We start from the raw sequence: 23,641 nt of genomic DNA on the forward strand, positions 1-23,641 counted from the left end.
GTCAGATGGACGGCACTGACAGATAGGACTCAACTATGACTGCGCCTCAAACCATGTATACTGAAGCTTCAACCTCGAGACGGAATACACGTACCACAATGACTGACGTGACGAAGGAAGAGTTGGCGGAGCTATTATTACGCGTTGCGGAACAGCGAGATCGTGTCGCTTTTGAGCGTTTGTTTCGCTTTTTTGGCCCGAAGATCCGATCTTATGGGACCAAACATCTGCGCGCAGACGGACAGGCAATGGAGCTTGTCCAAGAGACCATGTTGGTAGTGTGGCGAAAAGCCCATCTTTACAACGCCGAGAAAGGGGCGGCAACGACCTGGGTGTTTACCATCATGCGTAACATTAGTTTCGATATGCTCCGCAAGGTGCAATCGAACCGCGAAGACAATTTTAGCGACGAGATTTGGCCGATACTGGAATCCGGTCAACAAGACAATGAAACCGACTCAGGTGCTCAGCACATGATGGATCAGGAATTATTATCCTTCATTGATGAATTACCTGAAGTACAACAACAGGTGGTGCGTGGTGTGTACTTAAAGCAACTCACCCACCAAGAGCTATCGGACCAACTTAATGTTCCATTAGGGACCGTGAAGTCGCGTTTGCGACTCGGGCTCGAGAAGCTGCGCAATCATCTGGAGGTCAACAATGATTAAATATCATCCTTCTTCCGAACTGCTGGATGCCTTTGCAGCCGGCCAATTACCGACATCCATGGCGATTGCTCTCTCTGCACACGTTGAATTATGTCAACAATGCCGTGAGCATGTGAGTGCGAAAGAAGAAGCGCTAGCATTAGCTGCGTTTGAAGAGGCTGAGACCGAGCACGAGTTCGCGGCAAGCACTCTGCTTTGGGACGATGATCTAGAAGCGGACATGATGAGTGCGATTTTCGACGCACCTGAACAAGACGAGGCATCACGCATTCAAGTCGCTCGCTCTAACGAGATTAGGGTTGGAGACAAAACCTACACACTACCACGCGCACTGCAGCGTTTTAGTGATTCGAATTGGTTATCATTCGGCAAGGTGCAACGCGCAAGGCTGAATCTTGAAGAAGGCGCCACACGTGCGAGCTTCTTACATATCGACGAAGGCGGCTCGGTTCCAGCCCATACACACAAAGGCTATGAGCTGACGCTGTTACTCGATGGCACCTTTGAAGATGAAAGCGGGCAATACTCGCCGGGTGACTTTATTTTGTTGGATAGTCGACATCATCACACCCCCTCCACCAAAGACGGGTGCCTGTGCTACACGGTCGCGAATGCGCCACTGCACTTTACTAAGGGTGTGAGTAAGCTACTTAATACCGTGGGTCATGCGATTTACTAAAAATCCTTGTGCTAGTTGTTATCCTATCTTTGGCGGCGAAAGCCGCCTTTTTTTATGCTGTTCAAGACAATAAATGCGTACAAATGCTCGGCGCATTAAAACGATTTCCTCACATCTAGCGCCGTGATAACAGAATAATTACACTAAAGAAACTTTCATTTAATGCCAACTGACTGACAGAATCCCACCTAACTAGTGCAAAGTATCAATTTTCACTTTACATAGGGTGAATCAAACTGGTTTAATTCCCCACTTCTAACGATTCATTAACAGCCATTGATAAAAAACACAGTGAAGTGAGACACACATGAGTCAAACACAACTCGCCAGTATCAGCCGAGGTCACTCGTTGGTACTTCAAATCGTTATAGGTATTCTTGCCGGGGGCGTACTCGCCTATCTGTCGCCTGAGTTGGCGAGCACAGCAGGTTTACTTGGTAAGCTTTTTGTTAGCGCACTGAAAGCAGTTGCACCCATTTTGGTCTTCGTTTTGGTTGCTGCCTCTATCGCTAACCAAAAGAAAGGTCAGCGCGCCAATATGCGCCCTATTATTTTCCTCTACCTGCTCGGCACGCTGGCGGCATCCTTGACCGCGGTTACCATGAGCTTTTTGTTTCCGACGACCTTACAGTTTGCCGCAACCGATGCAGCTGTCGCGCCACCGGAAGGCATTACCCAAGTATTAAACACCTTGCTGTTTAATATTGTCGATAACCCAGTCAACGCTCTGATGTCCGGCAACTATATCGGTATTCTCGCGTGGGCGATTGGTTTGGGCATTGCCTTACACCATGCATCAAGCGAGACCAAACGCGTCTTCTCTGACGTGTCTGAAGGCGTGTCTATGATTGTGCGCTTCGTGATCCGTTTTGCGCCCATCGGTATTTTTGGCCTTGTCGCCAACACCTTGGCACAAAGTGGTTTTGATGCGCTGCTTGGCTACATTCATTTGCTTGGTGTGCTCCTTGGCAGTATGGCAACGATTGCGTTGATCGTTAATCCACTGATCGTGTTTTATAAAACGCGCCAAAATCCGTATCCACTGGTTTTCCGCTGCCTGCGTGAAAGTGGCCTTACCGCCTTCTTTACCCGCAGCTCAGCCGCGAATATCCCTGTGAATATGCAGCTGTGCCGTAAGCTCAAGCTTGATGAAGATACTTACTCTGTCTCGATTCCACTCGGGGCAACGATCAACATGGGTGGCGCGGCAATCACCATCACGGTTCTTACACTCGCCGCGGTACATACCTTAGGGATTGAAGTGGATATTGCCACTGCAATTCTGCTTAGCATTGTTGCCGCAGTGTCTGCGTGCGGTGCATCAGGCGTTGCTGGCGGCTCACTCTTGCTGATCCCACTGGCGTGTAACTTGTTTGGTATCCCACACGAAATTGCCATGGAAGTGGTCGGTGTTGGCTTTACCATTGGTGTGTTGCAAGATTCAGCAGAAACGGGGCTTAACAGCTCAACAGACGTAGTCTTTACCGCCGCAGCCTGTATGGGTGAAGAGCGTAAAAACGGATAAGCCGATAAAGGGCGTTTTATCGGCAAAAGGCGGATAGCGCTCCCATTCAGGTTTGATACAAAAAAGCAGGTGCTTGGCACCTGCTTTTTTCGTTTATGCGCTCGTTACTAGCCTTCCAGTACCTTCATGAGTAGTTTGCCGTCGTACATGGCTTGTTTCACCATCGCAGCGCCCGGCATGGTCGCTTGCGTGTAGAAATAACTTTCTTCTAGCACTAAGTTTTGGCTGTATAAAGGGATGGTTTGCGTCTTTAAGCATTCCATGATTGCTGGATAGAGCACCGATTTCGCCCGGTTAAACTCGCCGCCAAATAATATTTTTTCCGGATTAAATAAATTCACCACGATGGCGATCGCCGTTCCTAGGTGATGGCCAAGCTCTGTAATCACGCGTTGCGCCAACGCATCACCGGCGACGGCGGCATCACAAATCGCGTCAATGGTGAGGGTTTTACCGCGCAATTGACTAGGGTGCCCCTCTGCGAGCAAGGTTTCTACCTGCTCAATGACCGCGGCTAAACTTGCCACGGTTTCTAAGCAGCCATAATTGCCACAAAAGCATCGCTTACCAAATGGCTTCACTTGAATATGACCCAGCTCACCCACATTCCCCACGCGCCCTTGGAGTACTTTTCCTTCTAGGATAATCCCAGCCCCAACGCCATTGTGAACGGCAATCAGCACCGCGCTATCTGATTCTTTCGCGTTACCAAATAACTTTTCAGCCAGCGCCCACGAGCGGGTATCATTACCCACAAAAACCGGTAATCCTGTTTCTCGATGCAGGACGGGTCCCAATGGCATATGGCTAACCTCAAAGTGCGGCATTTGAATGACCGTTCCTTGCGCACTATTCACTAAGCCTGGCAACGACACCGCGATGCTTGTCACGCGATCCACCACGTCATGATGACGCGAAAAGAAGGCTTTAACGTACTCGACAACGGTCGCTAGCAAGGCCTCTTGAGGCATCACCGCCAACTCATGGCGTTCTTGTACCAGAATGTCACTGCTTAACGAGTGCAAAGCCATCGTGAGGTAACCGCGCCCTAAACGCATCGATAAGAATTGCCACCCGTCATTGTCCAGCATCAACCCAACGGCGGGTCGACCACGCATACTGGTTTCTTGAATTTGTGTTTCTTTGACAAGGTGTGCGTCCATTAGCTCACGGACAATTTTAGTAATACTGGCAGGTGCCAGCTGGCTGCGTTTGGAAAGCTCGATGCGCGAGATAGGCCCAAAGCGGTCGATCAAGTTGTAAACTGTGCCGGCATTTTTGCGCTTGATATGATCAATATGCCCCGGCTGCCCAATAATCATGCCCTGTCCTATTACTGCTGGGATCTGGCGATCCTATTCATGATGATGCGTATAATTGAATTTTTTTACTTTGCGAACTAATTGTGAAGCACAATAAGGTCGCCGCGTGATATCTATCACTTTAAGGTGTGAAAATCGCGTTTAGCCTCACGAAACCATACGATTTAGTAACTATGGTAAAAATCCAATCAATCGTGAAAAAGCAAGATCTGCGGAGGATAAATTGGCATAATGCGCCGTCGAATCGAACCGCCAGAAAGCATGATGTACCGAGTAAACGAAATATTTGAAACTATTCAGGGAGAAGGCACATTTACTGGCGTGCCCTCCGTCTTTGTCCGCTTGCAAGGTTGCCCTGTCGGCTGCGCTTGGTGCGATACCAAGCAAACATGGGAAACCGATGATAACGATCAGCAAGACAAGATATTTATTATCGATAAGTCAGAAGACTCGCCTGCTTGGTGCTGGCTGAGTGCGAAAGATATTGCGACAGAAATCACCCAACGCTATCAGGCTAAACACATTGTGATTACTGGGGGGGAGCCTTGCCTATACGACTTGGTGCCCTTAACCGAGGCGCTAGAAGCGGTTGGGTGTCAGTGCCAAATTGAAACCAGTGGCACATATGAGGTCAAAACCAGCCCGCAGACTTGGGTCACGGTGTCACCTAAAATCAATATGCGCGGCAAATTACCGGTACTAGCCAGTGCGATGGCGCGCGCGAACGAAATCAAACACCCTGTGGGTACCGAAAAAGACATTGCACAGTTAGATGCGCTGCTTGGCGACTGTCCACCTTCACCGAAGGCAACCATTGCGCTACAGCCGGTCAGTCAAAAGTCTCGTGCCACCAAGCTATGTATTGATACCTGTATTGCGCGCGGCTGGCGCTTGTCGATACAAACGCACAAATATTTAAATATTGCCTAGCGCAAATAGATAAAAACTCGGGTGTCGGCCGATACTTCGCGGGCGAGTTCAACCGCACGACATGAATAATATCGATCAAAAAGCCGAGTGTTATCACTCGGCTTTTATTTATTCACCGCGGTAAGTACAGCCTGCGGTGCAGGTTTCTTTCACCATTACCTTGCTTAATAAAGGCAGGTTTGGCTTGACCTGTTGCCATATCCAACGCGCCAACACTTCGCTGGTTGGGTTTTCCAGCCCTTCAATCTCATTGAGATAGTAGTGGTCAAGACGATCATAGATAGGCTTGAAAGCGGCTTTGATGTCAGCGAAGTCGATCACCCAGCCTGTGTGTGGGTCAACCTCTCCTTCAACATACAAACGCACCATAAACGAGTGACCGTGCAAACGCCCACATTTGTGCCCTTCTGGCACATTCGGTAAGTGGTGTGCGGCCTCAAAGGTAAATTCTTTAAACAGTTCAGTTGTCATACTGCCAAATCCCATCAACAACAAGATGGCGCATGCTACTCAACTTCCCTGACCGACACAATCTCTATCCCTGAGATCAGCGCGATTATAGCCAACGCAAACCGTTGCCCGTCGCAAAGGTGCGACAATTTACGTCGATGAAATCACACATTTTATATGGGAATCGCGGCATCTGGTGAGACACGGTTTAACATAGATCTGACAGAATTCAATTGACATACATATAATTTAATAACAAACGGTTGACTCATGCGCATGACTCTCGCGAGCAAACTTCTCCTTTCTCTTTTTCTCGTCTTCGCTCTGGTGCTTGTGACCTCGTTGGCCTATCAATCACATCAGCAAAAAGCGCTGATGACCTCGATAGTCAGTGAACAAACGCTCGATAAAGCGTCTAACTATTTCGATAGTCTGAATATGTTGATGCTGACCGGCACAATCAGCCAACGCAATACACTGCGCGACAAAATGCTTTCCCACAAGGGTATTGAAGAGGCACGTGTTATTCGGGCAGAAGCGATCACCCGCTTTTTCGGTCCAGGCAACCCTGAACAAGCCCCAAAAGATAATATCGACCAACGTGCGCTTGATGGCGAGACCATTGTCGAAACCTTTGACTCTGAATCCGGCAAGGGGTTGGTTGTGGCACTGCCAATGAAAGCCAGCAGTGATTATCGCGGGACCAATTGCCTACAATGCCATGTTGCCGAAGAAGGCACTGTGCTGGGCGTTATTCGACTCGAATATGACTTACAGCCGCTCTATGGCACCATTGATAAAGAAATGCTGATCACTGCTGGGATCATGGGCAGTATCGCTGTGTTGGGCTTTCTGATCTCACTGACAGTGATCCGTCGTTGGGTGGTGTCACCCCTCAAACACGTATCGGCCTTTATGAAGCGAACCAGTCGCGACAAAAACTTGGCTGAGCGCTTGAATGACACACGCAATGACGAGATTGGCGAGCTATGTAATAGCTGTGATCAATTACTCGATAATTTTTCTGCTAGCTTACAACAAGTGCAACGTACCTCAGAGACGCTGTCGTCTGAAGCGCTAAACCTCATTCGCGTCTCTGGGCATACCGACCAACTCGCCGATAGTCAACGTCATGAAACCAATGATATGTCTACAGCCATCAATGATGTTCAGCAGCATCAACACGACATTCAAAGCCGTACGAGCGAGGCCGCACAATTGAGCGAATCGGCCGCCACTAGCGCCAATCAAGGCAGTGAACTGGCCAACGTCGCCGCTAATGATATTCGTAAACTGATGGATGATATTGGTCAAGTACGCAGCCASATTTTGGATGTAAACCAGCAAAGCCAACAAGTGACAACTATTTTGGGCGTGATCCGCGAAATCGCTGAGCAGACCAACTTACTCGCTCTGAATGCAGCGATAGAAGCCGCTCGCGCTGGTGAACAAGGTCGCGGCTTCGCCGTGGTCGCTGAAGAAGTACGTAACTTGGCCAGCCGTAGCCATGATGCAACCGGGGAAATCCAAACCATTATTGAAAACTTGTGTTCAGGCAGTGAAGCATCCGCCCAAGCGGTCGAGGCCACCACAGAAAGTGCGAATCAACGTGCCGAGACGGTGATGCAGCTCTCTGACGCCTTGGCTGATATTGCTGAGCAAGTGACCACAGTGAACAATAATACCGATGACATTAGCCAACAAAGCCAACATCAAGCACAAATGACCGACGCCTTGCTCGAGCAAGTTGGGCGTATTCAAAATCACGCTAACGATACCGCCAATAATGCGAATGAAGTGAAAGCAATCAGTGCAAATCTCGAACAACTGGTTGAACAGTTAGAAGGATTAATTGGACAATTTCAACTTTCAGACCGCCTCAAGCCTTGAAGCTACACAAGATACAGGTAAACTTGCTAGTCTAACTTGCAAATCCACTTTCTCGGTGGCAGTGACCACCGAGTTGCCCTAAACGGAGATAGAAGCGAATTATGACATACGCGCCTGTAGTAGACGTCCTGCGCGGCAAGGCGGCAGTCGACACTGAAGTGACTGTTCGCGGTTGGGTTCGGTCTCGCCGAGATTCCAAAGCCGGTATTTCTTTCCTCGCCATTTATGATGGCTCTTGTTTCGACCCTATTCAGGCCGTGGTCCCCAATGAGCTGGAGAATTATCAGCAAGACGTTCTGCGTTTAACTGCAGGCTGTTCTGTTGAAGTGACCGGTAATGTGGTGGAATCACCAGGGAAAGGTCAAGCGTATGAGCTTCAAGCCACTGCCGTGAAGGTAGTCGGTTGGGTTGACGATCCAGACACTTATCCTATGGCCAAGACGCGTCACTCGATTGAGTACCTGCGCGAAGTGGCCCATTTACGCCCTCGCTCTAACGTGATTGGTGCGGTAGCTCGTGTTCGTCATACCCTTTCTCAAGCCATTCATCGTTTCTTCCACGAGCAAGGCTACTACTGGATGTCTGCCCCGCTGATCACTGCATCAGACTGTGAAGGCGCCGGTGAAATGTTCCGCGTATCGACGCTGGATATGGCCAACGTGCCAAAAACAGAGCAAGGCGATGTCGACTTCGACCAAGACTTTTTCGGCAAAGAGGCTTTCTTGACCGTATCCGGTCAGTTAAACGCTGAAACCTATGCCTGTGCGCTGAGCAAAGTGTATACCTTTGGCCCCACCTTCCGCGCTGAAAACTCTAACACCAGCCGTCACTTGGCTGAGTTTTGGATGGTAGAGCCTGAAGTGGCCTTTGCCGATCTTGATGATGCTGCAGCGCTAGCAGAAGCCATGCTGAAATATGTCTTCAAGGCTGTTTTGGATGAGCGCCGTGACGACATGCAGTTCTTCGAGCAGCGAATCAATAAAGAGGTAATCACGCGCCTTGAGAAATTTGTTGAAGCTGATTTTGCCCAAGTTGACTACACAGACGCGATCACTATCTTGCAAAACTGCGGTAAGACGTTCGAGTTCCCTGTCGAATGGGGTATTGATCTCGCCTCAGAACATGAGCGCTATCTGGCAGAGGAGCACTTCAAAGCGCCTGTTGTGGTGAAGAACTATCCAAAAGATATTAAAGCCTTCTACATGCGTATGAACGATGATGGCAAAACCGTTGCTGCAATGGACGTATTAGCGCCTGGCATTGGTGAGATTATCGGTGGTTCACAGCGTGAAGAGCGTCTTGACGTGCTGGATCAACGCCTTGAAGAAATGGGCCTCGAGAAAGAAGATTTCTGGTGGTATCGCGACTTGCGCCGTTACGGCACTGTGCCTCACGCCGGCTACGGCCTCGGGTTTGAGCGCTTGGTATCTTACGTTACCGGTATGAGCAACATCCGCGACGTGATCCCATTCCCTCGTTCGCCACGTAATGCGAGCTTCTAAGTAAAAGACCATTCAAAGGCTGCGAGTACGCAGCCTTTTTCTTGCCTATTGTTACGCTTGGTATCTCTAGGCATGGCTGGTGGTTTCTATCCAAGAAAACAAGTGGTATAACGATCCCAGCCTGAGTTTCATTCATCATTAACCATGGACGACACCAATGTTTGAGAAAATTTCTGCCGCTCCCGCCGATCCCATTTTAGGACTGACTGAAGAATTTAAAGCGGATCCTCGTGAAACGAAGATCAACTTGGGGGTCGGCGTATACAAAAACGAGCACGGCGAAACCCCTGTGCTGAAAACCGTAAAAAAGGCCGAAGCATTGCTGCTCGAAAAAGAGAGCACCAAATCCTATCTAAGCATCCCGGGCACTGCGGAGTACGGCCTTGCCGTTCAGCAGCTTCTATTCGGTGAGCAGGCTTCGGTTATCAAGGATAAACGCGCTCAAACTGCACATGCGCCTGGTGGTACTGGGGCGTTACGCCTTGCTGGCGAGTTCATTAAACGCCACCTTGGTGATGTCACGGTATGGATCAGCAACCCAACGTGGGCTAACCACAAGGGCGTGTTTACTGCCGCAGGCCTACCTCTGGCCGAGTACACCTACTACGATGCCGCGAAGAATGACAAAGATTTTGCCGGCATGGTCGCGGATCTAGAAAAAGCAAACAGTGGTGATGTGGTTTTGCTTCATGGCTGTTGTCATAACCCAACCGGTATCGATCCGACCGATGCGGAATGGAAAGTTTTGGCTGAGCTATGTCAGCGCAAAGGCTTACTGCCGATGTTTGATTTTGCCTATCAAGGGTTTGCACAAGGTGTTGAAGAAGACGCATCTGGTCTACGTATCTTTACGCAAACCTGCCCAGAACTGTTGATCGCCAGCTCCTTCTCGAAAAACTTTGGCTTATACAATGAGCGTGTGGGCGCGTTCACTTTGGTTGCACAAGATCAGCAACAAGCCGTAACTGCCTTTAGCCAAGTGAAAGCCATCGCGCGCGTGATCTACTCTAACCCACCAGCCCACGGCGCAGGTATTGTGACAGAGATCCTCAATAATCCCACGCTAAAAGCAGAGTGGCATCAAGAACTTGCTGATATGCGCGATCGCATTAAAACCATGCGAACCGAGTTTGTAGCAACATTAAAAGACAAAGGCGTTAATCGCGACTTTAGCTTTATCGAGCAACAAAACGGGATGTTTTCTTTCTCTGGCTTGACCAAAGATCAAGTGAACGCGCTAAAAGCCGAACACGGTGTTTATATTGTCGGCTCTGGTCGCCTTAATGTGGCGGGTATGACGCACACCAATATGGAGCCACTTTGCACTGCCATCGCAAAGGTTTTAGACTAAGCGCCACTGTCATCGAAATGTCATAAAGGGCCGACAGGCCCTTTTTTTTGTCGATGGATCAATTGAAGCAACATTATATTAACAAAAATATCATTAAAAAGCCCATAGCCGCTAGACTAAAACTAATAAGGCTCTTATGAACTGTGATCAGAAAGATAAATACTATGAGTGGTAATGAAGTTGTATTTGGTGACGATGAACGCCTCGTTTCGACCACCGATAAACGTGGCGTTATCACCTACTGTAATCCAGAATTTATTCGTATTGCTGGCTTTGACGACGACGAATTGATGGGTGCACCCCACAACATCATTCGCCATGCTGACATGCCCAAAGCCGCTTTTGCGGACATGTGGCGAAACCTCAAAGCCAATCAACCGTGGCGAGGCATCGTTAAAAACCGTTGTAAGAACGGCGATTATTACTGGGTTGATGCTTACGTGACCCCAATCTATGAACGCGGTCAGGTAACAGGCTATCAGTCGGTACGGGTCAAGCCAGATCCCGCGGTGAAACACCGAGCTGCCCAGATCTACAAAAAATTACGTGCGGCCGAAAAAGGAGGCAAATCACTAGGGGGGGTCTCCATTGAGAACATTCCCGGCGCCGCTAAACTGGCACTGCTTATCGCCGGCCTCGCGGTTGCGCCGCTCTCCCTCGCCTTTGCTCCCAGTATCAATGGATGGGATATCGCCAGCGCTGTCGCCATGCCTGCCATATTAGGCACCCTATTTCGCGATGAGCTGTTGACGCTACCCGCTTTGATCCGTGGCTATCAAGCCGACTATGACAGTATTAGCCGCTATATTTATGCAGGAACAGGCTTAAGCTCAATCGCTGACTACAAGGTTAAGATGCTGCAAGCGCGGATCCGTACCATCCTCGGCCGTATGTTGGATGCCTCTTTGTCTCTCAATCGCTTTTCTGATGAATTGAGCGCCCTCTCGCAGCGTGTTTCTCAAGCGATCAATACCCAAAGCCATCAAATCACCTCGGTGGCCAGCAATATTGACCATGCCTCAGACTCGGCCAATAAAGTGTTAGAAAACGCGCAGCAAAGTGCTGAGCTACTGCAATCAGTACAGCAACAAAGCCAAGAGACACAAGCGCTGCTTCATCAAACCGGCGAGCAGCTTCAAGCCCTAGCCAAACAGTCTGAAAGCTCATTATCCGCGACACAGCAGCTTTCTGTGACCGCAGAGCGAGTCACCGATTCAATGAGTGAAATCAGTGGTATTGCTGAGCAGACCAATTTGTTAGCTTTAAATGCCGCAATTGAGGCTGCGCGTGCCGGTGAACAAGGTCGCGGATTTGCGGTTGTCGCTGAGGAAGTCCGCGCCCTATCTAGCCGCACGCAAGGCGCAACAGAGCAAATTCAGCAATCTATCCAAGAGATGCACGATACCATTCAACAATGGCAAGCGCAGATCCATGTTAGTCACGAGCAAACCCAGCAATGTGTCGATACCACAGATCATAGTATTGCCAGCTTAAACRCGGTGACGACGGCGATTGACGATGTGGTATCGCGTACCAGCGAAACCCATCACTCAGCACAGGCCCAACTGCAGACTTTTAATGATATTAATCGCGATATCCATGCCATTGAATCGGTATCACAGCAGAACCTCAATGAAGTGAACGATGTTTCGCAAGCAAGTGCAGAGCTGCGCGACAAAGTCCGTCAGTTTCACGATATTGCCAAACAGTTTGAATAGTCACACCTTGGCCACTCCATGACTGGTCAAGAACAAGCTCGGTTCTGACTGTCATAAAAAACGCCCGCCATCTCACGATGGGGGCGTTTTTGCATCGTTTCGCTTACTAGGCGTCTCTCTAACTAATTGATACCGTGCAGAAATTCAGCGCGCGTCGCAGCATTCTTTTTGAATTGACCACCTAAAGCAGTGGTGGTTGTCTCACTGTTCGCATCCATCACCCCACGCGATTTCACACAATAGTGTGTTGCTTCGATACGAACCGCAACATTGTCGGTTTCAAGTAAGGTTTGCAATGCCACCAGGACCTGACGCGTTAATCGCTCTTGTACTTGGGGACGTTGAGCGAAGAAGCGAACAATGCGATTGATCTTGGATAGCCCAATCACTTTCTTATCCGGTAAATAGGCGACCGTTGCGCGCCCATCAATGGTCACCAAGTGGTGCTCGCAGGTACTGGTGACTGAAATATCCTTCACACGCACCATCTCGTCGCAACCCATCTTGTTTTCAATCATGGTTACTTTAGGGAACTGCGTGTAATCCAAGCCCGAGAAGATCTCGTCCACATACATCTTTGCGATTCTTGCTGGTGTCTCCGCCAAGCTGTCGTCAGTCAAATCAAGATCAATAGATTGCAGGATTTCACGCATGTGAAATTCAATTTTTTCTTTTCGTTCTGCCGCAGACAACGCTGACTTTGCTGTCATCGGTGTCTCAATACCACGAGCAACCAGCGCTTCCTGAACTTTTTTTGCAGCATCGCTCAATGCCATGATGGATTCCTTTTAGGTCTGGCCTAAGTTGTTCTTTTCAGTACACACATTGCCCGCGAACGGATCAGTGCTGTCATTTAATAGAAGAATAACGTTAATCATTTAAAAATACACCTTGTGAATACTATGGCTTTTACTACTTGACCCATAAATGCGCACTTAAGTGTCAAGCCAAGTGAACACGGGAGGTTTGCATGTCTGATTCACTCCACAAGGTCTGTTTTTTTCTTTTCGATGTACCGTCAAATCAGTTGGCCGTCATCAAGGCTTCAAGTTAATGAAACATATTTGTCATGTTTCTTTCCTAAAGTGCCTCTCGTTCGAAACAACAAACCGCGACTCATCGCAAATAAGGGATACGATATGAAATCTAAGGTCTTTGGCGCCATCATGATGGCAGGTGCCATGTTCTCTGCCTCAGCAAGTGCACAAGAAACTGTTTCAATCTCTGGCTCAACGTCAGTAACCGAAGTCATGGAAGTGTTGGCTGAAACCTATCATCAGCAACACCAAGACACCTACATCGAAGTACAAGGCACAGGTTCGTCAGCAGGTATCAAAGCCGCTAAAAACGGCACTAGCTATTTTGGCATGGCTTCACGCGAGCTAAAAGCTTCTGAAAAAGAGTCTTCACTAAAAGAAACAGTCATTGCCCGTGATGGCATCGCTGTTGTTGTCAATAACGCCAACGGCGTCAAAAACCTCACTGCAGACCAAATCGCTAAAATCTATCGTGGCGAAATCACCAACTGGTCAAATGTCGGTGGCGAAAACAAACCTATCGTTCTGGTGACACGTGACACGGCTTCGGGCACGCGTGGTGCATTTGAAAGCATCATGGGTCTGAAACGTAAAGTGAACGGCATGAAAGTGTCAGCCATTTCACAAAAAGCACAAGTCGCAAATGGTAACGGCGTTGTGAAGACCATTGTTGCCAACAACCCACTTGCAATTGGTTACATCTCTCTAGGCTCCGTGGATGATTCCCTAAAAGCACTGAGTGTTGACGGTCATGCACCGACTACTGAAGCCGTGGCAGCGGGTGACTACAAAGTTGCACGTCCTTTCTTAGTACTTCATAAAGAAGGCACTACCTCAGCAGCGGCGGACGATTTCCTCAACTGGGTACTGTCTGCAGATGGCCAGAAGATTGTTGCAAACCAAGGTTATATCGCTGTTAAGTAAGTAGAATTTTGGCCCAGCAAATGGCTGGGCCTTCTTTTGTTACATCCTTAGCCATTTTTGGCATGGAGTTGTTATCATGACCATCGCATCCGAACAGGTAAATAATGTCTCGGGCTCGAGTCTCACTAAACGCACTCGAGTTGACTGGCGAGAAAAGATTTTTCACGCCTTGTTTTTATTCAGTGCCATTGTAGGCGTGTTATCACTTGCCACCATTGGCTACTTTATTTTCCGCGAGAGTATTCCTGCACTCTCTGCCGCTGGCTTCACCGATATCGTATTTGGTAGCGAGTGGCTTCCGCCCGCGCTCTACGGCATTGCGCCCATGATTGTGGCGTCATTGGCCTCCACCGCAGGGGCTGTCCTTTTGGGCGTGCCTGTCGCTGTGCTCACCGCTGTCTTTATCGCGGAAGTCGCACCGAAATGGCTCGCCAATATCATCCGCCCGGCGGTTGAGCTCCTCGCAGGCATTCCATCGGTGGTTTATGGCTTCTTTGGTCTGGTCATCATCGTTCCGTTGATCCAAGACATCTTTAATGTTCCGGCGGGCAACACCCTACTTGCCGGTGTCATCGTGTTGGCCGTCATGATCTTACCAACGGTCATTACGGTGTCTGAAACCTCGCTACGCGCCGTACCTCGTGCCTATAAAGAAGGCTCTCTGGCACTTGGTGCATCATCGATGTTTACGATCTTTAAGCTGCTTGTGCCTGCTGCTCGCTCCGGGATTATGACGGGTGTGATTTTAGGGATTGCACGTGCGTTGGGCGAAACCATGGCGATCATCATGGTGATGGGTAATGCCCCAGCGATGCCAGAAGGGATTCTCGATTCAGCGCGTACCCTTACCGCCAATATCGCATTAGAAATGTCTTATGCCACGGGCGTGCATGCCAGTGCCCTGTACGCGACCGGTGTCGTCTTGTTGATTTTCATTATGTTACTCAACGGCGCGCTGCTCTACCTGAACCGCGAGAAAGCGAGATAAGTTATGTTGTCACGTCAATTACAAGATAAATTAGCCTTAGGGTTTATTTGGACAGCAGCAGGCTTAACCGTCGGCTTTCTGTTCTGGATAATCTGGTACATTCTGAGCAACGGCCTGCAGTATGTTGACTGGTCATTCATTTCCAGCGACTACACGCGCATTGGTGAGTCCTCCGGGATTTGGCCGATGATTGTCTCTACCGTCTATATGGTACTCGCCTCGATTGCCATTGCGGCGCCACTGGGGATCATGACCGCGATTTACCTCACCGAATATGCGAAAGTGGGCAGTAAGCTAGTCAAAGTCATCCGCTTTTGTACCGAATCACTGGCAGGCATTCCTTCAATTATATTTGGTCTGTTTGGCCTCACGTTTTTTGTGGCGGTACTGGGGCTCGGCTTTTCGATTCTTTCCGGTGCGTTGACGCTCAGTATTTTGATCCTTCCGGTGATTATCCGTACCACTGAGGAAGCCTTAATGGCCGTCCCTCAAACCTATCGCGAGGGATCGTACGGACTCGGTGCGTCCAAAATCTACACCATTTGGAAGTTAATCCTGCCCAGCGCGATGCCAGGGATTATCACCTCAATCATTCTTAGTGTAGGTCGCGTAATTGGCGAGTCTGCACCTGTTTTCCTCACTGCCGGTATGGTGGCGCGTATCCCTGATACATTGCTTGATTCAGGACGCACGCTTACGGTGCATTTGTATAAGCTCACACAAGAGCTTTACACCGTCCATGAGTGGCACCAAGCCTACGCCACTGCCACCGTACTGATTGTTGTCGTGCTGGTTATCAACATGCTAACCAAACTCATTGCACGCCGATTCAATAAAGCGACTTATTAACGCATTCTGAGGCCCGACATGAACAAATTTGAAATCAATGATTTAAATCTTTATTACGGTAACGGTGAAAACCACGCGCTTAAAAGCATCAACTTGCCGATTCCCGCCAAGCGTGTCACCTCGTTGATTGGTCCTTCTGGTTGTGGGAAATCAACCCTATTGCGCTGCTTGAATCGCATGAACGATTTAATTGAAGGTGTCCAAATTGACGGTCGACTCACCATGGATGATCAAGATATCTATGGCAATATCGACGTTGCCGGCCTACGGATTAAAGTGGGCATGGTGTTTCAAAAGCCTAACCCCTTCCCAATGAGCATTTACGACAATGTCGCTTATGGCTTACGCGCCCAAGGCATTAAAGATAAAAAGCACCTAGATGCAGTGGTTGAAAAATCACTACGTGGCGCAGCATTATGGGATGAAGTCAAAGATCGTCTCAAGGCCCATGCTTTTGGGCTGTCTGGCGGTCAGCAACAGCGCTTATGTATTGCTCGCACGATTGCGATGGAGCCGGAAGTGATTTTGATGGATGAGCCCACCTCTGCCCTCGATCCTATCGCGACGAAAAAAATTGAAGACTTGATGGAGTCATTAAAACAAGACTACACCATCGTCATTGTGACGCACTCCATGCAGCAAGCCCGTCGTATTTCCGACCGCACTGCGTTCTTTTTGATGGGAGAGCTGGTGGAACATGATGAAACAGCCACGCTCTTTGCACAGCCGCAAGATGACCGAACGCGAGGCTATGTGAACGGTGATTTCGGTTAAATACGTCGCTGCCAATAAAGTGTCATAGAGTTGTGATTAACTAACTAGGCACTTGTTTGCATCGGTTCCTAACTCCAAACATAACGATAATAATTCACGCGATGGTATATCTTGGCCCCTCTACCGGGGCCTTTTTTTTTGCGCGGGATAAAAATAAACAAGAAATTGACATTGATGCATCGATTCACTGCCACAATAAGACCCATAAGGTCACGTCTCCAGTGTAGGAAGAATCATCATGAAAAAAGTGTTATTAGTCGCTACGTTGGCGAGTATCGGCGCAACCGCTTGCAGCAACGATTTAACCACTGACCCGTCAAACCAAAACGCAATCACCGTTGAGACTATCGCTCAAAAGTGGCAGTTGGCAATGGTCGATGACCAAACCATCAGTGCGGAAGGCGCACCAACCCTTACGGTTAGTACTGACATGGTCGCGAGTGGTTATACCGGGTGTAACCGCTATTTCGGCAATGCTCAGCTCGAAAACAACCGTTTTCGTATTGACCGGATGGCGAGCACACGTATGGCATGTGCCTCTCAAGCGATGGATATGGAATTCACAGTCAGTGACGTACTCAGCGACTGGAGTCAAATCAACATAACGGACAACCAACTAACACTTGCTAACGATAAGACGACGCTGACGTTTAACGCCGTGCAAAGCAACACTACGCCGTAGATAAACCAAACGGCGCCCCTCGGGCGTCGTTTTTTATTCTATCTCCATCCAATGCCAGCGTTCTGGTTCATCCGCCCTCGCCCGAGCGAGGGCTATCTCCCCGTAAGAGCACATTCTCGCCACCGTCATTTGCTCGTGATCGCTGAGCGTTACCCCACCGACATAAACGTCGACTAACATGGCACCCTCTTCCCGTTCAAACGGTAGCTGCAAGCGTTTTACCGTCAGTAAGCACTCTTCAGCCAGTCGCTGCGCGCCTTCTGTGCGCGGTAATATCGCGACAAATTGGCTGCCACTGTATCGGCATAACAAATCACCTGGGCGCTTCAGCATATTGTCTAATGCTTCTGACAAGCGACGAAGCACTTGATCTCCTGCTAAACGGCCATACTTGAGGTTGTAATCCGATAAACGCTCAACTTCCACAATCATCAAGCTCAGCGGGGTTTCTTCTCGCAGTGCCCGCTGAATTTCACGTTCTAACTCCGCTTCAAAATGGCTGCGATTGTACAGTCCGGTTAAACCATCACATTTCGTCATCGACTCGAGTTTGGTGTTTGCGTCCCGTAATGCACGGGTTTTCTGATCAACCTGTGCCTGCACGGTTAAGGTCCTCAGTTGTAGCCGATACAGCAGGTAACTGATGATAATAAAAATGATGGTGCCTGCCGCGAACACCCAATAAGGCATGTAGGACTGGCGTGCAGTCACATATTCAGCCGTCGGATACCCTTCCACTTGCCATTCTCTGCCTGCGAAAAATACCGGGAGTGACTGCTGGGTTAACGCCTTGTTCACCGGTGAACTGAGAGTGGCTATTTGGCTATGCAAAAGCTGAGGATTTCGCTCATTGGTAATGTCATTAAGCGAGAAATTAATCCCATCATTAATCACCGTATTAATCGCGAGATTAACAAGCTCACCAATATCAATGACAGCAACTAAAAAGCCGCGAAGGTCACTCGTTTCCTCACCACTTAACTGTTCTGGGTCACGGAGAATCGGCATAATTAGCAAAAAGCCCTGTACGCTGCCATACGCCCTTTTGACCGTTGTCGCGGGCGTTGCAACAGGCACACCGGTGTTAAAACTGGTTTTAAGGGCTTGGCGAGTCACCGCAGTCGACCCCATATCATATCCGATAACAGACTGATTACTGCTCGCGCTCGACGTAAAACGGATAGGAAAGTACATATCTCGCCGCTGAGCGGGGACCAATGCCCCTGTCTCATCAAACTCAACAATATCGGTTCCCTGTTGTGAGTCCCCTTGCATCGCATCTTGGACATAGTGCCGCCGTTGATGATGCATCACTATATCGACCCACTCAATTGACTTAAAACTTAGGTGCCGCTCCAACACACCTGATGTCATCGGTTGGAAGTTGCGAGCATTAAGGCGATGGCCCGCATCAAAATGATTTTTCACCGCATACAGAAGCTCTAAACCAAGATTGACTTCCCTGCCCAGTGCCATAGCAGCATTATTGACATCTTTTTGGACTTCTTTGCGAATCGCATTTTGCTCAGATTGGAACAGCAAATGTCCAGTCAGCGCAGAGAAACCTATCCCCACGAGGACTGTTATCACAATGATGCTCCAAGCGCGTCGCGGCATTCCAAACGTCCTTCTGTCTGTATCCTGTTGCCGAGAATTCGGCTGCTTTTATATAAAATTTCGCCACATTAAGCGTAGTGCTTCACAGCTCGGGCGATCAATTTTTTAACAAAAACCAAACAATTGTCACGAATAAGGTCAGCGCACTTTGAACAGAATGCTAATCAAGGAAGACAGAAAAGGCCCACTCCAAGTCTGGGTGAGCCTTCGCTAAAACGGTAAGTCACTAAAACAATCGGTTATTTCAATTTCAATTGGTTGGTTAGCGGATCGTACTCACAACCAATGTCGTTAAATTTGTCTCGGATTTGCTCATCGTCTAGGTCGAAATGGGCCATCAATGATTCAAGGCTATCGCACTCTAAACGCAAACGTTCATTGGCAATACTGAAAAATATTGCCCCATCCAAACGATGAATATTGTTGATGTCCATRGTGGCCTCTCCTTATCTCGGCTGAACCCGTTGGGTCAACAAAGCTCGGTTTTAAGTATAGAAATACTCGGGGCCACTCGCCAAATCATCCCATCACAATGGTGTTTAGGCTAACACTGGCAGCGAACAAAAAACCAAACCCAATCATTAAACGCCACCATGCAGGTTTGGTGTGTTTGAGCAAATGCCAAATGGATGCGGYAATACCCAACAAGCCTAATCCAACTCCTGCAAATAAAGCATTAATATTCACAGTGCTGAATGTCGTGAGCGATGCTGCCACAGCAACCAGTAATACCGTGGCCATCAAGGCCAGCACGCTCGCGAGAGGCAATAAGTTATCAAACGCTTGTAAGCGTGATTTGGCTCTAACTAACAGGCCGTGTCCGGCACTGGCTCCCAGAAGTACCACTTGCAGCAAGCCAAATACAGCGACCATCCAGCCCTGACTCGCCGTAATGATTAACCATGCAACACATGCCGTTAAGTTTGCGACATGCAGCAAAGGAATGGGACCGGAGTGACGCGTTTTGCCCGTTTTTGATCGAAACGCAAATAAGCCTAAAAACAGAAAGGGTATAGTGGCTAAGAAACTAGATGGAACCAAGATCACCCATGCGAACACCAACACCCAATATGCATGGTGGAAACGGCCTCGCTGGCCCGGACAGATTTCACCTTTAAGCAACGCCAACGACAAGACAAGTTGCGCACCCAAAATAGCTGAAACGAGGGAAGGAGCAACATACGCGTACATAGAAACAACACCTTATGGCGATCAATAAAAAACCCGCAACTGTGACTACTTTTTACGGTAAACAACTGGCGGGATCACATTAGATTGAATAAGTACTGTAAATACGTACAACAAACTGGAAGGTTTGCGCACGAATACCACACTAATGACAACTAAAAACGAATCAAAACAACATCGCGATCATAACAAAAATAGGCGCGCTACCGGAACCTTTGTACACGCAGGAGCAAACATGAGCGCAATGACTGAAAACATGAGTCATGTTGTCTACAAGCTTCAAATCTCTTTTCTCGAGCTTTGGAGCGCAAAAAAGCATGCCAATAGCTTTAACAATACTCGTAGTACCTATTTACGTAGTCGCTTGTGTGTGCTTTGCTATGTTTGGGCTGCGCTTACCATCGCTTGGTCTCCCGCCGACTTTCTTTTTCTCGGAGACAAAGCGATCGCGGCACAACTTTCCGTTCAGCGCTTGATTCTTGCCGCGTTCCTGATCGCGATTGGCTTTTCAGTCAATAAAGTGAATAACCTTAAAGCCGCCAAGCTGGGCTTGATGGCAATGGTCTGTGTCACCAACCTTTTTTACTTCTCTGCCAGTCATACATTAGGCTTTCCCTCCGAGAACAGTGTTTTTTCATACAGCTACACCCTATTGCCCATTATCCAAATAGTCATGCTGACGATTTTCCCGCTCACGATGAGAGAGAGCTTGACACTGATGAGTGTCACCCTCGCGTGCCATTTATGGGTCGATTCATTTAGCGGTGTATTGCTCAATCCGGATAATATTTCGTCCTACTGGCTGCAAACGGTAATTGCTCTGATGGTGTTATGGTCACAGCTTTCACAGTTGCATATGATTCTCAGGCTGTATCGCCAAGCCACGCTAGATCCGCTGACCGGTATTTATAACCGCCGTATGCTCTTACAGCTGGCGATGCGTGCCTTATCGATCAGCGAAGATAGGCACTCTCCTTTCTCCGTCCTGATATTGGATTTGGACAAGTTTAAACGTATCAACGATAAATGGGGCCACTACGCGGGCGATGTGGTTTTGCAGTCTTTCACACGTGCCGTGCAAGAACGGCTGCGCAAATCAGACATTTTTGGTCGCTTTGGCGGTGAAGAGTTCATCGTATTTCTCCCCAAATGCAATGCCGACAGCGCACAGCAGATCGCAGACCGATTACTGAACGGAATTCGCGCCATGGATGTGTTTATTGACGAAAGAGACGCGCCTCTGAAAGTGACAGCATCAATTGGCATTTCCAGCTATCAAACTGGTGATACATTGTCGTCACTGATAGAGCGCGCAGACAGCGCTCTCTATCAAGCGAAAGCAGAAGGTCGCAACTGTACGCGTCAATATCAAGTCGGCCAGCACTATCCCAACGATGCCAGAGAAACCGCAAGCTATATCAATAGCGCCCTAGAAACCAGCTAGTGCCATTAATGGCTCAACGCCGTTTCTGATGAAGAGGCGGCGGGTTTGCTTTTTCCCGTTGACTTGTACAGCGCAAGCACAAGTGCCAGCACAGCAAAACCCAAGCTGCACGCAGCGACCACCACACCTTCCCAAGCATAATGTTGCCAAGCGGCAATCAGGTAAAAGCCACCTAAGCTACCACCAGTGTAGTAATGTACCAGATACAAAGCCGTTGCCGTCGCTTTACCCTGATTGGCTTGTCGGCTTACCCAACCATAAGCGAGAGAGTGAGTAAAAAATGCCCCGCCACTAACCACCAGTAATCCAACAATCATCCAAGTGATGTCATGGTGTAAGGTCACTAATACGCCCAACATGGCAACAATAGTGCCAAATGCCATGCCACGAATCGCACCGAACCTAAGTACCCAGCGTCCACTCAATCGTGATGTAACGGTGCCAGCGAGATAACAGATAAAGACCGACGAAACCAAACTCACTGGCAATTGATAAGGCGGCGCCACCAGCCGGAACGCCATTACCGAAAACAAATTGACGAATAACGCAAAGTTGATACCGCCAATTAACATAGCTAGCCACAACCTTGGGGTACGAAGATGAGATAGCACGCCTCGCGAGTGAGTCAATAACGAGGTATTCCCTTGGGTAAAGTATTGCTGACGCGGCAATAATTTCGTCACCAAGGCGACGCCCAACAAACTCAATACCGCCATTCCTAGCACTGCCCCTTGCCAGCCCCACCAATCGGTCATCATTCCCCCCGCAACACGTCCGGATATCCCGCCAAGAGAGTTGGCACTGATATAGCTACCTACCGCGATCGCAAACGCTTTAGCTGAGAATTCTTCAGCCATATACGCGACCGCAACCGCGGCAAAGCCACCTAGTGCTGCACCCATCAACGCCCGCAACCCAACAATTAACCAAAAGCTATCCGTTGATGCCATCAGAAGCCCGATCGCAGGGAGCATCCAGAGGCTGACTAGCATAATCGGACGGCGTCCGAGTCGTTCGGACAATACCGCCCACGGGACGAGTGAGAAGGCAAGACCTAAGGTCGCGGCAGCCAGCAACCAGTTGGCACGGGTTTCACTGATCCCATCGTTGCTCGCAAATACTGGCAACATCGGCTGAAAGAGATATAAGTTGCAAAAAATAAGGAAGGAGCCGAATGCCAGAGCAAAGGCCGTTAATCGGTAACGCGATGAGCCAAGCTCAATCATGACAACCTCATCATATCGTTAAGTTGTGATCATGCTAGCAACGGCAATGTGATTAATAAAATATATTAAATTTATATTATCCATATCTATTATTTATACATGGACATTAAACAGCTGCGTTACTTTATTGCTGTCGCGGAGGCGGGGAGCTTTACCCACGCCGCACAGGAGCTTCACATTGCGCAACCTGCGTTGAGTATCGCGATCAAAAAGCTTGAACACCATCTTTCTATGCCCCTTTTCGTGCGCGGCGAGAAGCGGATTCAGCTAACGCAAGAAGGCCAAGTGCTGCTCACTCATGCGCATCGTGTGGTGCAACAGATGCGCGATACGGCCACCGCAATGGATGAGCTGAAAGGGTTGCAAAAGGGCGAGGTTCGGATTGGTGTGCCCGGTATGCTGGGTTCCTACTTTTTTCCGGACTTATTGATGGGGTTTCGGCGACGCTATCCTGACTTAAAGTTAACCATTATCGAAGCTGGCACCCACTCATTGCGAAAGATGCTATTGGAGAGTGACTTGGATCTGGCGGTGATCACTGCCAGTGATGTGCCCTCATCGTTAGAAACCATGCCTCTCATTTCCTCGCAAATGGTCGCAGTGGTCAGTGAGGAACACCCACTTGCCGGCTGCCAAACCCTCGACTATCAGACCTTTTTCGATCATGAACTGATCATGTTTCGTCCCGGCTATTTCCATCGTGACTATTTGGATCATATTTGCCATCAATACGCGATACGCCCCAAACTGTCTTTGGAAACGAATTTGCTGGCGATGATTTTAAACATTGTGCGTCATGGCGTTGCGATTAGCGCATTGCTTGAGATGGTAACCGAGCACGAGCATGGCATTGTGGGGATCCCATTCACTCAGC

General features: G+C 48.9%; 22 protein-coding genes. 15 read left to right on the plus strand and 7 right to left on the minus strand.

The features are described 5' to 3' along the window. Positions 1–35 precede the first annotated feature (35 nt). The 3 genes from BZG83_RS05760 to sstT all read left to right on the plus strand — a co-directional run bounded on the left by BZG83_RS05760 (position 36) and on the right by sstT (position 2,875). Positions 36–671, plus strand: a complete 636-nt coding sequence (locus BZG83_RS05760; RefSeq protein ID WP_077479724.1) for a sigma-70 family RNA polymerase sigma factor — start codon at positions 36–38, stop codon at positions 669–671. After that, positions 664–1,350 carry a ChrR family anti-sigma-E factor gene (locus BZG83_RS05765; RefSeq protein WP_077479725.1) on the plus strand — a complete coding sequence of 229 codons (687 nt, stop codon included), beginning with the start codon at positions 664–666 and terminating at the stop codon, positions 1,348–1,350. Before BZG83_RS05760 ends, BZG83_RS05765 begins: the two co-directional genes overlap by 8 nt. Before the next feature lie 307 nt (positions 1,351–1,657). Next, positions 1,658–2,875, plus strand: coding sequence for a serine/threonine transporter SstT (gene sstT / locus BZG83_RS05770; RefSeq protein ID WP_069586844.1), 1,218 nt, complete (start codon positions 1,658–1,660; stop codon positions 2,873–2,875). Between the two features lie 107 nt (positions 2,876–2,982). On the opposite strand, the gene mlc is transcribed toward sstT, so the two are convergent. Continuing rightward, entirely contained in the window at positions 2,983–4,197 is a 1,215-nt protein-coding gene (gene mlc / locus BZG83_RS05775) for a sugar metabolism global transcriptional regulator Mlc (protein WP_077479726.1), read from the minus strand. Positions 4,198–4,461: 264 nt separating this feature from the next. Between mlc and queE the strand changes: the two genes are divergently transcribed. Continuing rightward, entirely contained in the window at positions 4,462–5,127 is a 666-nt protein-coding gene (gene queE, locus BZG83_RS05780; protein WP_077479739.1) for a 7-carboxy-7-deazaguanine synthase QueE, read from the plus strand. Positions 5,128–5,235: 108 nt separating this feature from the next. On the opposite strand, the gene queD is transcribed toward queE, so the two are convergent. Continuing rightward, a complete protein-coding gene (queD, locus tag BZG83_RS05785; RefSeq protein ID WP_077455681.1) occupies positions 5,236–5,598 on the minus strand; it encodes a 6-carboxytetrahydropterin synthase QueD in 363 nt (120 codons plus the stop codon). A gap of 249 nt (positions 5,599–5,847) precedes the next feature. On the opposite strand from queD, the gene BZG83_RS05790 reads away from it, so the two are divergent. From BZG83_RS05790 to BZG83_RS05805, 4 genes are all read left to right on the plus strand, one after another. Next, the gene (locus BZG83_RS05790) at positions 5,848–7,467 is read left to right on the plus strand and encodes a methyl-accepting chemotaxis protein (RefSeq protein ID WP_077479727.1); all 1,620 of its coding nucleotides are present in this window, start codon (positions 5,848–5,850) and stop codon (positions 7,465–7,467) included. Positions 7,468–7,568: 101 nt separating this feature from the next. Then, positions 7,569–8,969: an asparagine--tRNA ligase gene (gene asnS, locus BZG83_RS05795; RefSeq protein WP_077479728.1), complete on the plus strand. Its 1,401-nt coding sequence runs from the start codon at positions 7,569–7,571 to the stop codon at positions 8,967–8,969. Between the two features lie 157 nt (positions 8,970–9,126). Continuing rightward, on the plus strand, positions 9,127–10,320 hold the full coding sequence (locus BZG83_RS05800; RefSeq protein WP_077479729.1) for an amino acid aminotransferase: 1,194 nt from the start codon (positions 9,127–9,129) through the stop codon (positions 10,318–10,320). A gap of 164 nt (positions 10,321–10,484) precedes the next feature. After that, positions 10,485–12,038, plus strand: coding sequence for a methyl-accepting chemotaxis protein (locus BZG83_RS05805; RefSeq protein ID WP_077479730.1), 1,554 nt, complete (start codon positions 10,485–10,487; stop codon positions 12,036–12,038). A gap of 122 nt (positions 12,039–12,160) precedes the next feature. Here the strand turns inward: BZG83_RS05805 and folE are convergent, their stop codons facing one another. Next, on the minus strand, positions 12,161–12,817 hold the full coding sequence (gene folE / locus BZG83_RS05810; protein WP_069587112.1) for a GTP cyclohydrolase I FolE: 657 nt from the start codon (positions 12,815–12,817) through the stop codon (positions 12,161–12,163). A gap of 360 nt (positions 12,818–13,177) precedes the next feature. On the opposite strand from folE, the gene BZG83_RS05815 reads away from it, so the two are divergent. The 5 genes from BZG83_RS05815 (at position 13,178) to BZG83_RS05835 (ending at position 17,292) form a co-directional block, all read left to right on the plus strand. Then, a complete protein-coding gene (locus tag BZG83_RS05815) occupies positions 13,178–13,999 on the plus strand; it encodes a phosphate ABC transporter substrate-binding protein (protein WP_077479731.1) in 822 nt (273 codons plus the stop codon). Positions 14,000–14,075: 76 nt separating this feature from the next. Then, complete coding sequence (gene pstC, locus BZG83_RS05820) at positions 14,076–14,987, plus strand: phosphate ABC transporter permease subunit PstC (protein ID WP_077479732.1); 912 nt, start codon at positions 14,076–14,078, stop codon at positions 14,985–14,987. Between the two features lie 3 nt (positions 14,988–14,990). Beyond that, a complete protein-coding gene (gene pstA / locus BZG83_RS05825; protein ID WP_077479733.1) occupies positions 14,991–15,836 on the plus strand; it encodes a phosphate ABC transporter permease PstA in 846 nt (281 codons plus the stop codon). Between the two features lie 18 nt (positions 15,837–15,854). Continuing rightward, a complete protein-coding gene (pstB, locus tag BZG83_RS05830; protein WP_069587106.1) occupies positions 15,855–16,610 on the plus strand; it encodes a phosphate ABC transporter ATP-binding protein PstB in 756 nt (251 codons plus the stop codon). A 238-nt stretch (positions 16,611–16,848) separates the two neighbouring features. Next, positions 16,849–17,292 (plus strand): META domain-containing protein, encoded by a 444-nt coding sequence (locus BZG83_RS05835; protein ID WP_077479734.1) that lies wholly within the window; start codon positions 16,849–16,851, stop codon positions 17,290–17,292. A 33-nt stretch (positions 17,293–17,325) separates the two neighbouring features. Here BZG83_RS05835 and BZG83_RS05840 read toward each other — a convergent pair whose 3' ends face one another. The 3 genes from BZG83_RS05840 to BZG83_RS05850 all read right to left on the minus strand — a co-directional run bounded on the left by BZG83_RS05840 (position 17,326) and on the right by BZG83_RS05850 (position 20,100). Next, the gene (locus BZG83_RS05840; RefSeq protein WP_158074937.1) at positions 17,326–18,882 is read right to left on the minus strand and encodes a CHASE domain-containing protein; all 1,557 of its coding nucleotides are present in this window, start codon (positions 18,880–18,882) and stop codon (positions 17,326–17,328) included. Between the two features lie 266 nt (positions 18,883–19,148). After that, on the minus strand, positions 19,149–19,343 hold the full coding sequence (locus BZG83_RS05845) for a DUF4250 domain-containing protein (RefSeq protein ID WP_069587103.1): 195 nt from the start codon (positions 19,341–19,343) through the stop codon (positions 19,149–19,151). 85 nt (positions 19,344–19,428) lie between these two features. Then, positions 19,429–20,100 carry a hypothetical protein gene (locus BZG83_RS05850; RefSeq protein WP_077479736.1) on the minus strand — a complete coding sequence of 224 codons (672 nt, stop codon included), beginning with the start codon at positions 20,098–20,100 and terminating at the stop codon, positions 19,429–19,431. 232 nt (positions 20,101–20,332) lie between these two features. Between BZG83_RS05850 and BZG83_RS05855 the strand changes: the two genes are divergently transcribed. Then, positions 20,333–21,541: a GGDEF domain-containing protein gene (locus tag BZG83_RS05855; protein WP_158011496.1), complete on the plus strand. Its 1,209-nt coding sequence runs from the start codon at positions 20,333–20,335 to the stop codon at positions 21,539–21,541. Positions 21,542–21,546: 5 nt separating this feature from the next. Here BZG83_RS05855 and BZG83_RS05860 read toward each other — a convergent pair whose 3' ends face one another. Then, positions 21,547–22,767, minus strand: a complete 1,221-nt coding sequence (locus BZG83_RS05860; protein WP_077479737.1) for an MFS transporter — start codon at positions 22,765–22,767, stop codon at positions 21,547–21,549. A gap of 99 nt (positions 22,768–22,866) precedes the next feature. Between BZG83_RS05860 and BZG83_RS05865 the strand changes: the two genes are divergently transcribed. After that, a partial coding sequence (locus BZG83_RS05865) for a LysR family transcriptional regulator (RefSeq protein ID WP_077479738.1) occupies positions 22,867–23,641 on the plus strand: 775 nt, incomplete at its 3' end.

Source organism: Salinivibrio sp. PR919 (assembly GCF_001995355.1).
Lineage (GTDB): Bacteria > Pseudomonadota > Gammaproteobacteria > Enterobacterales > Vibrionaceae > Salinivibrio > Salinivibrio proteolyticus.